We start from the raw sequence: 15,002 nt of genomic DNA, 5'->3' as shown, positions 1-15,002 counted from the left end.
GTTTAGTGATGGTCTATTCAGTTACAATACAATTTGGATTTAGTTATCTAAAAGCCCAATTAATTCGTATTTTGGTTGGTTTTATAGCACTGTTGGTAGCGAGTTTTATTCCGTATCATTATTATAAAAAGAAAATTAAAGATATATTATTAATGCTGGCAATTTTGGTTTTAATTTTTACTTTGGTTACAGGGAAAAAAGTTTCTGGGGCAAAGCGCTGGACAAAAGCAAAATGGCTTTCGGTTCAATTTCAACCTGGCGAGGTTGCAAAGTATATCTTAGTCTTTTGGTTAGCAGGTTATTTTGCTAATCGTCAATCTGAAGAGGAAGAAAAAAAGAGAAAAATGTTTTCTTACAATTGTTTATCAGCAAATGATATTTCCACGATAAGAAAAACTGAGCACTCTTTAAACGATAAAATTGTCGGTTTAATACGAAATTACCTAAAATCTAATTTTTTCCCATTTACAGTTGTTGGTTTAATGGTTCTGTTACTTCTGTTGCAACCGGCAATTGGCACGAGCGTAATTGTAATTTTTTCGGCATTACTGATTTTCTTAATTAGCGGCGTAAAGCCAAAATATATTTTATTAACGATATTTTTCGGCATAATTGTTTTGTGGATATCAGTTACTTTTATTCCCCATGCAAAAATTCGTTATGAAAAATTTAAACAAGGCCCGACATATCAACAAATCCAGTCAGTAATTGCTATTGGTTCAGGTGGACTATTGGGCAAAGGATTAGGTGAAGGTAAACAAAAATATTATTTTTTACCTAAACTACATACTGATTTTATGTTCTCGGCGATTGGAGAGGAATTTGGTTTTGTTGGGAGTATTTTGATTTTGGGATTATTTTTTGTATTATTAAATCGAGGATTAAAGATCGCAGTTGAGATTAACGATACATTTGGCGGTCTTTTGGTTGCTGGTATTATGATTATGATTTTCCACTATGTTATTGTTCATTTGGGAGTAGTACTTGCTTTATTGCCTGTTACAGGACAGCCATTTCCCTTTATTTCTTATGGTGGTTCAGCACTGATTTCTAATCTTTATGCAATTGGTGTGGTATTGAATGTTTCGAAATTTTGTCGGCAGAGTATTGATGAAAATATTAATTTTAAGTCGATGCGAGCAGGTTGGCGGAACCGACGAATTGGAATTAATCGGTCCAATAAGCGATGGAGACTATGATGTCGAGCACTATAAGTGTTTTTGTTATAACTGGTGGCACTGGTGGCCATATTTTTCCGGCAATTGCAATTAGTGAAGCATTGCGAGATAAAGGAATTAAACCAGTATTCCTCTGCCGAAATTCCAGATTTGAACAGGATTTGATGCGGGATTATCAATTTGAATATTATACATTACCCGCAAGTGGTTTTTTCGGTAAAAACATAATCAACAAATTATACTTCTTCGTTTTATTAATACTAAATATGCTCTTATTTCCTCGGTTATTATTGAAAGTAAAACCTAAGGCCATTGTTGCCACAGGTGGATTTACTTCAATTGGACCATTGTTATGGGCAATTATTTTATCTATTCCGTTTTTTTTACTTGAACAGAATCGAGTACCAGGCCGGACAACAAAATATTTTTCACGTTGGGCCAAAGAAGTCTTTTTAGGTTTTCCTTTAATTAAACCAATCAAGGGTAAAACATTTTATTCAGGAAATCCTCTGCGGCCTCAGTTCAAAAATTGTCAGCGTCAAGATGATGGCAAAACAATATTAGTTTTAGGGGGTAGTCAAGGTGCTTATTTTCTTGCATTGTTAGGAGTAGAACTGGCAACAATAATGCCAGATTTAAGATTTATTATTCAAACTGGGAAAAGAAATTATTCATTAGTTAAAGGAAAGATAAAATCCGATAATTGTCAGTTAATTGACTTTACTAATTCGATGCAGGAGCTTTATCGTCAAGCAACAATTGTAATATCTCGAGCCGGCGGCATTGCCCTGTCAGAAATTTCAGTGTTTGGAATCCCATCAATTTTAATACCTTTCCCATTTGCCACAGATAACCACCAGCAAGCAAATGCTCAATTTTTAGCCCAATATCGGGCTACAATCATTTTGGAACAATGCCGCCGGTCAGAGATTTCTCAAGATTTTGTCATTAAAACCAAGAATCTTATTGAGTCACTATTAAATCAACCCGAACGCTTAAAAGAGATGAGTGTCAATGCGAAACGGATTTCTAAGATTGATTCTGCTGAAGTAATTGCGAAAAGAATAAAAACATATATTTACAAAAACTAAATATGTGTAGAGATTATTTTGTCTTTAATAACAAATTAAGGTCGGAGATATAAATTGCTTGGTAAAATAAGGCACATTCATTTCGTCGGTATCGGTGGTGTTGGAATGTCCGGACTGGCTTTAATATTAAAAAATTTGGGTTTTATCGTCACTGGGTCAGACATAAGTCATTCATCAATCATAGATACCTTAAAAACGAATGGCATAAAAGTTTTCTCTAAACATAATAAGAGAAATATTAAAAAAGCAGATGTTGTCGTCTATTCCTCAGCGATACGACAAAATAATCCAGAAATAAAATATGCCAAAAGACAAGGTATACCAGTAATTCCGCGGGCGGAAATGCTCGCCGAATTAATGAGGATGAAATTTTCCATTGCGATTTCGGGAACTCATGGAAAAACTACGGTGACTTCACTTATCGCAACAATTTTAGAAGAATGCAAACTAAATCCTACGGTTATAATTGGCGGAAAAGTTGTTGGAACCGAATCTGGGGCAAAACTGGGTAAGAGTGAATATTTAGTAGCCGAAGCGGATGAAAGCGACCGGTCTTTTCTTCTGTTATTTCCAACGATTGCGGTTGTTACTAATATTGAAAGAGAACATATGGATTGTTATACCAATCTTTCTGAAATTAAAGAAGCGTTCATTCAATTTGTTAATAAGATTCCTTTTTATGGTTCAGCAATTCTCTGTGCGGATTGTCCTAATGTCCATCAAATTCTTTCTAAAGTAAAGCGAAATTATATTACTTATGGGATTGAACATCAAGCAATGGTCCGGGCAACCGAGATAAAACTTGGTCGCTTCTCATCGCAATTTACAATTCGATATAATGGTCAAAAGAAGGATGTTAAGATAAATCTTGCGGGCTTGCATAATGTTCAGAATGCCTTAGCAGCAACATGTGTCGGACTAAAATTAGAGTTGCCATTATCTAAGATTGCTATGGCCTTAGGCAAATTTCCCGGAGTTCATCGCCGTTTAGAGTTGAAGGGTGAAAAACAAGGAATTGTCGTGGTGGATGACTATGGACATCACCCGACGGAGATAAAAGTAACATTACAAGCGCTTCGTAATGCTTATCCAACAAGCCGGATAATTGTTGTCTTCCAACCACATCGTTATACCCGAACCCAAGCACTGGCTGATGATTTCGGACATTCTTTTGATTTAGCCGATAATCTTGTTATCACTAAAATTTATCCTGCGTCGGAACAGCCTATTGCGGGAGTAACTTCCAGACTAATCGTTGATGCGATTAAAAAGCATAATCCAAAGACAAAGATTTTTTATAAGCAAAATTTGAAAGATATTCCCGATTTCTTGATGAAGATAATTAAACCAAACGATGTGGTGATTACCTTAGGTGCAGGCGATGTTTGGAAAGTTGGTGATGAAATTTTGAATCGATTGACTTAGTTAGAACATACAGAAAAGCAATGAGCCAGTTAAATCAGAGATTTAGTATTAATTTAAGTTAACGCATTTATGAAAAATTGGTACAAAAGTCTTGATTCGATTATAGATAAAAACAGAACTAAAGTGTTTTGGAACAAATCTCTCCGCAATCTTACGACATTTCGAATCGGTGGTAAGGCAGAATGTCTAATCGTAACAAATTGTGATGAAGAGATAAAAAAGATCGTGAAATTGGCGAAAAGTGAAGACATTTCACTATGGGTAATTGGTAATGGCTCTAATTTGCTAATTTCTGACCAAGAAATTAATGGCATCACATTGAAATTAGGTAATAGTTATTCATATGTTAAACAAGATGACAATACGCTTACCATTGGTGCGAGTACCCGATTGTCAAAACTCGTTCAGTATGCTTGTCTGTCAGGTTTGAGTGGAGTTGAATTTCTTTGGGGGATTCCAGGAACCTTTGGTGGTGCAGTTGTATCTAATGCAGGTGCTTTTTCACATAATATAGGAGAGAAAATTGTATCAATTTCCGGTATTACACCAAAAGGCGAAGAAGTAACATTAAATAAATCTGAACTTAAATTCGAATATCGAAAGACTAAATTGCCTTTAGGTTTTATTATTACCAAAGGTGTTATCGAATTAATTTCGTTTGACAGAAACGAAATTAAGAAACAGATGGATAGATATCTAAAGATAAGAAAACAAAGACAACCGTGGGGAGCCTCGGCTGGCTCAGTTTTTAAGAATCCGCACATTGCTGATTGTAGCATAAAAAATAATGCAATATTAAAAAATTTAATGAAAACAGAGAAAGTTTTCGATTCTAACACTAATCTATTATCTGCAGGTAAATTAATCGATAAATTAAATCTTAAAGGATTAAGTTGTGGAGGTGCTTATGTGTCAAAAAAACACGGAAATTTTATAATAAATCGGTGTAATGCAAAGGCCTACGACGTCTATGAATTGATACAGATAATAAAATGTAAAGTAGAACTGAATACAGGTATAATTTTACAGGAAGAAATACAGATTATACCTAAAATTATGGAAACAATGAAGTGGCATAAGAAAAACGAATTAGCAACAAACTAAATGCAAAGAGAATCTTATCATATGATATACAAATTTTATTTAATATTTTGGAGGTAATGAAATGGCAAAGACAAGAAAAATCATTGGGTTAGATATTGGAAGCACAAAAATTGCTTGTGCTATCGCTGAGTCAATAAATGGTAAATATAACATTTTAGGCTATGGCCGAGCCAATCCAGATGGTTTTAGAAACGGAACAGTCGTTAATCTTGATACCGCGGTCGATTCCGTAGCCTCAGCGATTGAAAGTGCAGAAAAAATGGCAGGTATTAATGCTAAAAATTGCTCAATCTATGTTGGCATTGCCGGACAATATATAAAACATATTCCAAGTGGTGCGACAGTACCAGTTAAAAATCCATCAAAAGGTATTTCAGAAAAAGATATTATTGAAGTTATTCGGCAAGCCCAAACTTTGAGACTTCCTAATGATGAACAAATTATCCATGTAATTCCTGGACAATTTATTGTCGATGGCCAAAAGGGAATAAAAAGCCCAATTGGTATGTTCGGTTTTAGATTAGAAGTTGAAGCATTATTGATAATTGGTCAGATTGGTGCATTAGAAAATATCCAGCGAGTATTGGACCGCTTGGAATTTGGAAACCGAGTATTGGTTTTACAAGCACAGGCATTGGCATCCGTGGTTTCTGAACCTGAAGACCGAGAATTAGGTATTGCAATTGTTGATATAGGTGGCTTGACAGATATTTCGATATTCAAAGATGGCGAATTGCGTTTTTATAAGACTTTACCAATCGGCGGCGAAAATATAACTAAAGATATTGCAATTGGTCTTAGAACCCCTTACAAGAAAGCCGAAGAAATTAAAAAGCAGTATGGCACAGCCATGGTAAGTTGTATTGACCAAGACGAACCGATAGTCATTGAAGATTTGACCGGGCGAGTTAGCAAACAAGTATCGCGGCGACTTTTGACATCAATTATCGAACCTCGAGTTGAAGAAATTCTACTATATACTGAAACCGCAATTAGAGAGTCAGGTTTTGCTGATGCCCTTAGTGGCGGAGTTGTTTTAACTGGTGGCACAGCACAATTAAAAGGTATTGATGTTATGGCAGAGCAGGTTCTACGGCTACCAGTAAAAATTACTCCGTCAAAATCGACTTCTGATAGTTATTCAGAACATACCAATAACCCAATTGAACAATTAGGTGCAGATTATACTACTGCTGTAGGATTGATTCATTATGGTTTTTTCGGTAAAGAGGCATATGTTCCTTTAAGTGAAAGTATCTTTTCATCAATGGCTACTAAACTGAAAGAACTATTTGCTTAAATAATTAAGTAAGTATTCAACAAGAGAGATTATCTTGATAATAGATATCATAACTCAAAGGTCAAAATTGTAATATTATAATATAATATTTAGGAGGAATAATGATTGAACCTGTTGAAGAAAGAAACTTAGCCAAAATTGCAGTAGTGGGCATTGGTGGTGCGGGCAATAATGCAATCAATCATATGATTGAAGCCAAATTAACTGGCGTTGAATTTTATGCGATTAACACTGACCTGCAAGCACTTTCGCTAAATTTAGCAGAAAATCGAATCCAAATTGGTGCACAGATTACCGGCGGACTTGGTTCAGGCGGTAATCCCGAATTGGGACGCAAAGCTTGTGAAGAGTCTTTAGACTTGATAAAAGATATCCTTACAGGTTATGATATGGTATTTTTAGCTGCAGGAGAAGGCGGCGGAACCGGAACAGGGGCATCACCACTTATAGCTGAAGTTGCTAAAACTCAAGGAGCGATTGTGATTGCAGTAGTTACAAAACCATTTGAATTTGAAGGTAAACACCGCATGCGACAAGCACTATGTGGAATTCAAGAACTCAAGGATAAAGTCGATACATTAATTGTAATTCCTAATCAAAGACTGTTAACTAATTATGCTCAGATTTCTTGTTTTGAAGCATTTCGCATGGCTGATGAAGTCTTATTAAATGCAGTGAAAGGTATTTCAGATTTAATAACCCAACCAGGGGTAATAAACATCGATTTTGCGGATGTGCGCAATGTGATGTTGGAAAAAGGTAGTGCCTTTATCTCAACCGGCATTGCTTCGGGTGAAGGTCGAGCCACTGAAGCCGCACATCGGGCAATAGCGTCACCGCTGATTGAAGATATTAATATTGAGACTGCCAGAAAAATCTTACTTAATATTGCTGGCGATGAGAAACTGACACTACAAGAAGTTAATGAAGCAGCCTCGATAATCTATAATGCAACTAACGGCTATGCGGAAATAAGATTCGGAGCAGTAAAAGACCTTAGTCTCAAAGATACAATTCGAGTTACGGTTATCGCTACTGGTATCGAAGAAGCTTTGCCCAAAATTACAGATGTTTGTGATTTGTTGGAATCACAAGATTTATTTCCGGTACGACCACGAATTCGGAAAAAAGATGATAAGATTATCATCGACAAAACAAACTTAGAAATTCCAACTTTCATCAGGAGACAAATCGATTAGTAAACAGAGAAATTGATTATAAAGAAATATTGAGCATTTTACAAAATCCGATTTTGTATTGAAGTAACGAAATAATAAGATATTATCAATGTTTCGAGAAATTCTAATAGACTGAAGATTATTAGCATCTTATTTATTCCCTGTTTTTATTGTTCCGAGTATTTCTGTAATTTTTCTATATCATTAGGTGTTTCATTATCTCTTCTTTAGGGGTTTCAATTTTATAGGATTGGACAAAAAAATTTAGTCATTAATTAAGCACATTATAACTAAAATATAATACTTATAAATTAAATAAGACATTAATGATTTCGATTTAAGGCTAAATTATAGGATTGGACAAAAAAATTTAGTCATTACTTAAGCACATTATAACTAATATAATACTTATAAATTAAATAAGACATTAATGAGTTCGATTTAAGGCTAAATTAATTTTAAATTTAATGGTTTATTTAGGTTAAAGAGGTTATAAGCACATAGCGATAGAAAGTTTGACTCCAATAGCGGAGATTTTTTCTTCCTTTTTATATTTAATGCGATATTCACAACTTAGAAGTAGAATTTTGAAGGTTTAGGCTATTCTTAACTTTTGTTTTGGGAAATATCTTGAGTTATCGGTAAGAAAAAGTTCATTTGAAGTCGATATTTGCCTAATGTTTCGTGTTTGTTTTATATGAGATAATTCGAACATTTGGTAGCCTGGTGTTTAACAAAGGACTCTTATCTTCTTATTATTATATAAAATATTAGTCATCTATGTTTACATAAGACAACTCTATTTTAGAGGTTCTGATTTTGAGTTTCGCATTTTGGATATTCTGTGGTCATACTAACCACTTAATACAATAAGTAACCTTAAATTAAAGAAAATACTCCAATCGGTTCAGGTTAAGGCTACCTTATATGCGACATCCTATATCGCATATATGGTAAATTGGTTCTTGTTATGGGTTAACAGAATCCCAGGCTTGACCTAACTCAGGGCTAGCCAGAGCCTAGCCCCTATGTGCGCTTTTGGACATTGGAGCATAAAAATGGTTTTTTCTTAATAATACACAAATAGATTTTTAGCATTATATGAAAAATTGTTGGTTCTGATGAAGATATTTAAGATTTTTTAATAATCCTAATCGGGTATTACTGCTGGCAATGCTACGCCTAACAATGCCGGAAAATAGGCACCTTGACTATATCTAAGAATTAAAATCGTTATACCGTAAGTTCTAAGCTACAATTTTTTGAATAACAGAGAAGATGTATTTCCAACAATGAAATCAATTATTAAAACGAAAAAATATCTATTCTACGATAAAAGAAGTTGTCAATTTATATAAGTTAACTGTTCCGTTAACAAGTTAATGAATTTTTAATATTGAACTTAAAATATTTATTTGTTTTTACTGAAGAAGTTAATGATTATTTCTTTCAAATCAGGTTTTGAGATCTCTTTAAGTTGATATTCAACATTTACAATTGGTTTGTTAACCTTTAAGACTTGGGATAAATTAACAGGTGTTGCTTCAATAACAATATCAGCAGGTGTGTTGTTAATCGTTTCTTCAAGTTCTTCAATCTGAGTTGGGCTATAACCAAGTGCAGGTAAGCATTTTTTAAGATGAGGATATTTTTCATAGGCTTCAAGTATTGAACCGGTAGCAAAGGGAAGCGGTTCAATAACTTCAGATGCACCATATCTTTGGGCCGCAACCATTCCGGCACCATACTGCATTTCACCGTGAGTTAGGGTTGGTCCGTCTTCAATTACTAAAACTCTTTTTCCTTTTATCATTTCCGCATCAGATATTGTTAACAACGAATGAGCTTCAACTACAATTGCGTCTGGATTATATTTATTTAGATTATCCTTAATAATCGCAACATTAGAAGGATTGGCTGAATCCATCTTATTGATAACGATGACCTGGGCGGAACGAAACAGGACGCTTCCAGGATAATAATTTATTTCGTGACCTGGTCTTAATGGGTCAACAACAACAATTAAGAGGTTCGGTTTATAGAACGGAAAGTCGTTATTGCCACCGTCCCAGACGATAACATCAAAATCTTTTTCTGCCTGTTCAAGAATTTTTTCATAATCAACGCCGGCAAAGACTGTGGTGCCTTTAAGAAGGTGAGGTTCATATTCTTCGCGTTCTTCAATAGTACAATGGTATTTGTCTAAATCGGACAATTGCTCAAAGCGTTGGACAATCTGTTGAGTCAAATCGCCATAAGGCATTGGATGTCGGACAACGCAGAATCTTTTACCCATTTCTGATAGGATTTCTGTGATGCGACGAGTGGTTTGACTTTTGCCGGCACCAGTTCGCACCGCACCCACAGCAATCACGGTTTTCTTTGCTTTTAATTGGGTAGAGCGTGGGCCTAATAACCAGTAATCTGCTCGATTAGCCAAAACTTCACTGCCTTTATTCATTACATGATGAAGAGAGACATCAGAATATGCGAAGACCACAATATCGATACGATGCTTTTTAATTAATTCGGAAAGTTTTTCTTCGGGATAAATTGGAATGCCTTGGGGGTATAATCTGCCTGCTAGTTCTGGAGGATAGGTCCGATTGTCAATATTAGGAATCTGTGTTGCAGTAAATGCCACTACTTCATAGTCTTCATTATCTCTAAAAAATACATTAAAATTATGGAAGTCTCTGCCTGCGGCTCCCATAATGATAACTTTCTTTCTTTTCGGATTCATTTTCACACCTCTTTAGTTAATTAATTAAATCTGAGGATGCAGATTTATTTTTTATTTCCTAAATTTTATGACTTCATAATTTTATAATTTTTCGGCAATTGATTTGGCTTGTAGGAATAGACTTAAATAATCTCTGCCGCCGGCTTTAGAGTCTGTCCCTGACATATTAAAGCCACCAAATGGATGGACACCAACTAATGCGCCAGTACATTTGCGATTTATATAAAGATTTCCGCAATGAAGTAACTTTTTGGCTTTTGCAATTTTGTCACGGTTCCGAGAATAAAATGCTCCGGTTAGACCGTATTCAGTATTATTAGCAATGTCAATAGAGTGCTCGAAATCTTTTGCTTTGATTATTGCTAAAACTGGGCCGAAAATTTCTTCTTGGGCAATCCGTGCATTAGGTGAAACATCAACAAATACTGTGGGTTCAATAAAATATCCGGTTTGGGCTAAAAGTGATTCTTTCCCTCCGGCAACAAGTTTGCCTTCTTTCTTGCCGATTTCAATATATTCCATAATAGATTTATAAGCAGAAGCATTTATCACAGGTCCCATATAGTTTTCTTGATTTTTTGTTGGACCGACTTTAATCTTTTTTACCGCATCGCTGACCATTGAAATAAATTCGTCATAAACATCTTGGTGCACAATCAACCGAGAACAGGCTGAGCATTTTTGACCTTGAAATCCAAAAGCGGAAGCAATGACTCCTGGTAGGGCATCTTTTAGGTTTGCTTCATTATCAATAATAATAAAATCTTTACCGCCCATTTCAGCAATGACGCGTTTAATCCAAATCTGGCCAGGTTGGGTTTTGCCGGCTAATTCTACGATGCCTAAGCCAACTTGTTTAGAACCGGTAAATGCAATAAATCGTGTTTTGGGGTGGGAGACCAGATAATTTCCAGCGATTGAACCTGGTCCGGTTACGAAATTTATTACACCATCAGGAATACCGGCCTCCATCATTATCTCCATAAATTTATAGGCAATTAATGGTGCGTCACTCGAAGGTTTTAATATCACAGTATTTCCGGTAACTACTGCTGCCGAAGTCATACCGCATAAAATTGCCAAAGGAAAATTCCACGGCGGGATTACAATTCCAACACCTAAGGGAATATATTTAAGTTCACAAAATTCGCCTGGATAAGGAGTTAATGGTTGGTCTTGAGCATATCGAATTGCTTCACGGGCATAGAACTCTAAAAAGTCAATGGCTTCAGCCGTGTCAGCATCGGCTTCCATCCAGTTTTTACCTACTTCATAAACCATTGTTGCACTCATTTCAAATTTTCGTTGACGCATAATGTTTGCTGCTCGAAGTAAGATTAGTGCTCTTTCTTTAGCTGAAAAGAATTTCCAAACCTCAAATCGTTTTAATGCTACCTCCATTGCTGTTTCTGCTTCTTTTTCTGATGCCTTTTGAAAGACGCCGAGGACTTCGTCTTTTTGAGAAGGATTATAAGAGTTAAATTTATCTTTTGCCTTAATAAATTTACCATCTACGATTAAATCATACTCTTTACCGAATGCCTGACTAACTTTTGTCAAAGCCTCGGTCATCATTTTAATATTTTCATCTTTAGTAAAATCAGTTAAAGGCTCATTAACAAATTCTTTTAACATTTTGCCTCCATAAATCTCTAAAATATTTATAATATCAAATATAATACTAAAAAAATATGTTAAGTCAACTCTAAAGACATATAATTAATAGAATTAAAGAAATCTGTAGGGGTTATTGCATTTGGTAGAGTATCGATGAAAGAAATTGAAAAAAGATACTACGATTTATAGAACTGAGGCGAGAGACAGATAAAATAAATTATTCTTGACGAATCCTAAATTTCGAGTATAATTGAGGTTATGGCAAAAAAATTAAAACCAATTATAATACCAAAAGGTGTAAATGTCGAGACCGATTCAAATAACTCGCTTTTGCGAGTTAAAGGTCCATTAGGAACTTTGGAATTGAACTTACACCCATTAACTATAGTGGAAATTAAAGATAATGAGATTTCTGTGTTGGGGAAGAAGTCTGATGTAATGCGTTTTATTGGTACAATGCGGGCATTAATTAAGAATATGATAATCGGTGTTACGCAAGGCTATGAGAAAAAATTAGAGATTCGAGGTACTGGTTATCGAGCCCAAAAGACAAAAGATGGATTACAAATCTTTGTGGGGTTTTCGCATCCAGTGGATTTTCCTATTCCTAAAGAAATTAGTGTCGATTTGCAACAAATCCCTAATCCTGAAGACCCCAAAGAACAGATGACCGAAATTACGATAAAAGGAATTGATAAACAGTTAGTCGGAGAAGTTGCTGCGGAAATTCGCGCAATTAGACCACCGGATGTTTATCAAGGCAAAGGTATTCGGTATAAAGGTGAATATGTTCGTAAAAAGGCTGGCAAACGCGCAGTTGCAGCTCAAGCCTAATTTCATAATTTACCGTAACAACCAATCGATATTTTTCCGGATAAATAGTAAAAATGTATATTCTAAAAACTAAATTCGGGAATATTGGGGTTGAGACTAATCAGAGGGGAATTTCTAAAATAATTTTAGGTATATATCTAAAAAAAATTTCTGCTAATAAAATAATCCAGAATGCATATATAAAAAAAATTATACCAGATCTTAAGAGGTATTTTCTTGGTGAAAGTGTCGAATTTGATATTAATTACGATATCAGTACTCTACCAATTTTTACGCAAAAGGTCTTGAAAGAGACCAGGAAAATTCCTTATGGTAAAACTATTAACTATTCAGAACTGGCTTCAAGAGTTGGAAAACCAAATGCGAGTCGTGCTGTAGGACAAGCATTGGCAAATAATCCTATACCAATCATTATTCCCTGTCATCGAGTAGTTAAAAAAGATGGTTCGTTAGGTGGATTTAGTGCTGGGCTTAGATGGAAAAAACTTTTATTAAGACTTGAAAATAGTTACAGAGAGATGAGTTGATAAAATGAGTAAGGTTATCCAAATTACAGTCGGAGAGATGATGACAAATTGCTATCTGTTGCATTCAGTTGATGAAATTGCAGTCATTGACCCGGGTTTTGAAGCAACTCGAATTATTAATACTGCTTCTACTTTACCAGGCATGATAAAATATATTATTAATACCCATGGACATGTTGACCATATTGGCGCTAATAAAACAATCAAAGAATTAACCGGAGCTAAAATATATATTCACAAAGACGATGCGGACTTGCTAATCCACCCATCGCAAAATCTTTCTCTTTTGATGGGAGAGTATGTTTCTTCTCCGCCTGCAGATGTTTTGCTAAATGAAGGTGATATTATTAAAGTAGGGGAAGTAGAATTGAAAGTTTATCATACACCAGGACATACTAAAGGTGGAATTTGTCTTATTGGTGAAAAAATTGCTTTTACTGGTGATACATTATTTTTTGATTCTATCGGAAGAACAGATTTTCCTAACGCTTCTGAAGAAAAAATGATTTTATCATTGAAGCGCTTACAACTACTACTTTCTGATGATACGATTGTTTATCCAGGACATGGCGATTGGGGAAAGTTTTCCGAGATTAAAAGAATTAACCCATTTCTGTGTAGCCTTTACGAATAATAGACAAACGATGAAACAACTTCAACCAATTCCCTTCCAGGGAAATATCCCATTATCTCAGAAAACATCGAATCGCTAAATTTTGTCTATCCCGTTGTTAAGAAATCCTTGTGTTTACTCGTAATATAAAATGTATCGTTAAAAATCTCCGTATATATACCATCATTCCCTGTTTGATTAAGTCAAGTAATTTACCGGGTATGCTTGCAGAATTTTCTATTTGACTAATACCCCTCTTGGTAAATCAATTAACAAATAAAAAAGAAAAAATTTTATCTAAAAGCTATCAGAAAAGGGAACAGAACTTATATCCCGAGGTCTTATTGTAACTCATTGTAAATAAATGTTTTGAAAGCAATATAAATGTTAATGTACAGAATCGTTGAGTACTAAAATTAATTGCGAGTTTTGGGAATTACGTTTAAAATTTACTCTTGACAAGTCGGGTTGATTTTGGTAAACTTTAATAATGTTATCGAAATATTGTTTAAAAAATTTTATAATCAGCGACATTAATCAGCAAAGATTTGGTTTTGTTATGTTAGAAACTAAATGTATAAAAGATGTTGACCGAGGTTCCTACTATATAGAGAAAAGCCTGCGGTGTAAGGACAGTGTTGATTTAATGGAGAATACTTATTCGTCTACAAATTACATATCTTTGTTTGCGGGAGCTTCCTTAGATAACTCATATTAAAAATAAAATATAAAAAATACTAAAAAATTTAGTTCTTTGACAAAAAAGTTAAAAAAGTATAATAAACCGCTATTGCGAAATCGATTAGGGTTGTCCGTAATAAGGGCTAGTACTCTACATCCTTATATTGATATTATTGATAAACTTATTAATTTTAATGCAATGGTGGTATGTATGAATGAAAGGAGTTTTTGTGATTGTTAAAAAAATAGTTAACATTAGATTTCTGGGTTTTTCTGTTCTAAGGCAAATTTACAAACAAGTAAACCCGATTGGAAAAGCATTTTATACACAATGCGGGTTTGATATTAAGAGGAGGTTTCAATGAAACCATTTAAAGTATTTGCAGTTTTATTTTTTATCAGTCTTTTAACTTATGCGTTGGCGCAACCATCTTATGATTTAGATATTGCGGATAATCTTGGTAATCTCGTTGGTAATACGATGACACTGAGTATCAGCCCAGGTAATTCGGGTACTGGTCAATTCTGGTTAGTTAATCCGAGCGCCAATAATAATGTTGACCCTGACCCTTATGGTAATCAACCCCTAAATAATATTCGATATATTACGAATGATTTGAATCATCTTACTTATTGGACTGTATGGATTCCAGCCAGTTATATCACAATCAATTTAACACCTATTCCCTTTTCTTTAAGTAATGGCAGTGC

Annotated in this window: 11 protein-coding genes and 1 pseudogene; 10 read left to right on the top strand and 2 right to left on the bottom strand. The window is 34.7% G+C overall.

Annotated features, from left to right (window positions below; genetic code table 11):
- From N2201_05360 to ftsZ, 6 genes are all read left to right on the top strand, one after another.
- Positions 1–1,199: FtsW/RodA/SpoVE family cell cycle protein (locus N2201_05360; GenBank protein MCX7785637.1), on the top strand; the 1,199-nt coding region annotated here is incomplete at its 5' end.
- Positions 1,196–2,269 (top strand): UDP-N-acetylglucosamine--N-acetylmuramyl-(pentapeptide) pyrophosphoryl-undecaprenol N-acetylglucosamine transferase, encoded by a 1,074-nt coding sequence (locus N2201_05355; GenBank protein ID MCX7785636.1) that lies wholly within the window; start codon positions 1,196–1,198, stop codon positions 2,267–2,269. The genes N2201_05360 and N2201_05355, both read left to right, overlap by 4 nt.
- Before the next feature lie 54 nt (positions 2,270–2,323).
- Complete coding sequence (gene murC, locus N2201_05350; GenBank protein ID MCX7785635.1) at positions 2,324–3,694, top strand: UDP-N-acetylmuramate--L-alanine ligase; 1,371 nt, start codon at positions 2,324–2,326, stop codon at positions 3,692–3,694.
- Positions 3,695–3,763: 69 nt separating this feature from the next.
- Positions 3,764–4,798, top strand: coding sequence for a UDP-N-acetylmuramate dehydrogenase (gene murB, locus N2201_05345; GenBank protein ID MCX7785634.1), 1,035 nt, complete (start codon positions 3,764–3,766; stop codon positions 4,796–4,798).
- A 61-nt stretch (positions 4,799–4,859) separates the two neighbouring features.
- Positions 4,860–6,098: a cell division protein FtsA gene (ftsA, locus tag N2201_05340; protein ID MCX7785633.1), complete on the top strand. Its 1,239-nt coding sequence runs from the start codon at positions 4,860–4,862 to the stop codon at positions 6,096–6,098.
- Between the two features lie 101 nt (positions 6,099–6,199).
- Positions 6,200–7,297 (top strand): cell division protein FtsZ, encoded by a 1,098-nt coding sequence (gene ftsZ / locus N2201_05335; protein ID MCX7785632.1) that lies wholly within the window; start codon positions 6,200–6,202, stop codon positions 7,295–7,297.
- Positions 7,298–8,687: 1,390 nt separating this feature from the next.
- Here ftsZ and N2201_05330 read toward each other — a convergent pair.
- Together N2201_05330 and pruA are read right to left on the bottom strand one after the other, a co-directional pair.
- A complete protein-coding gene (locus N2201_05330; GenBank protein ID MCX7785631.1) occupies positions 8,688–10,019 on the bottom strand; it encodes a cyclic 2,3-diphosphoglycerate synthase in 1,332 nt (443 codons plus the stop codon).
- A gap of 81 nt (positions 10,020–10,100) precedes the next feature.
- Positions 10,101–11,654 (bottom strand): L-glutamate gamma-semialdehyde dehydrogenase, encoded by a 1,554-nt coding sequence (gene pruA / locus N2201_05325; GenBank protein MCX7785630.1) that lies wholly within the window; start codon positions 11,652–11,654, stop codon positions 10,101–10,103.
- 240 nt (positions 11,655–11,894) lie between these two features.
- Here pruA and rplF point away from each other — a divergent pair, with 240 nt between their 5' ends.
- From rplF to N2201_05305, 4 genes and pseudogenes are all read left to right on the top strand, one after another.
- Complete coding sequence (rplF, locus tag N2201_05320; GenBank protein ID MCX7785629.1) at positions 11,895–12,470, top strand: 50S ribosomal protein L6; 576 nt, start codon at positions 11,895–11,897, stop codon at positions 12,468–12,470.
- Between the two features lie 269 nt (positions 12,471–12,739).
- A pseudogene (locus tag N2201_05315) lies at positions 12,740–12,997 on the top strand (MGMT family protein).
- Positions 12,998–13,001: 4 nt separating this feature from the next.
- Positions 13,002–13,631, top strand: a complete 630-nt coding sequence (locus N2201_05310) for an MBL fold metallo-hydrolase (protein ID MCX7785628.1) — start codon at positions 13,002–13,004, stop codon at positions 13,629–13,631.
- Between the two features lie 1,021 nt (positions 13,632–14,652).
- On the top strand, positions 14,653–15,002 hold a 350-nt coding region (locus tag N2201_05305; GenBank protein ID MCX7785627.1), incomplete at its 3' end, for a hypothetical protein.

The sequence above is a fragment of the candidate division WOR-3 bacterium genome (assembly GCA_026418155.1).
GTDB lineage: Bacteria > Hydrothermota > Tepidihabitantia > Tepidihabitantales > CAIPLT01 > JAOABV01.
Note: the sequence above shows the minus strand (reverse complement) of the source record. Positions and strands in the feature narration are given on the sequence as shown.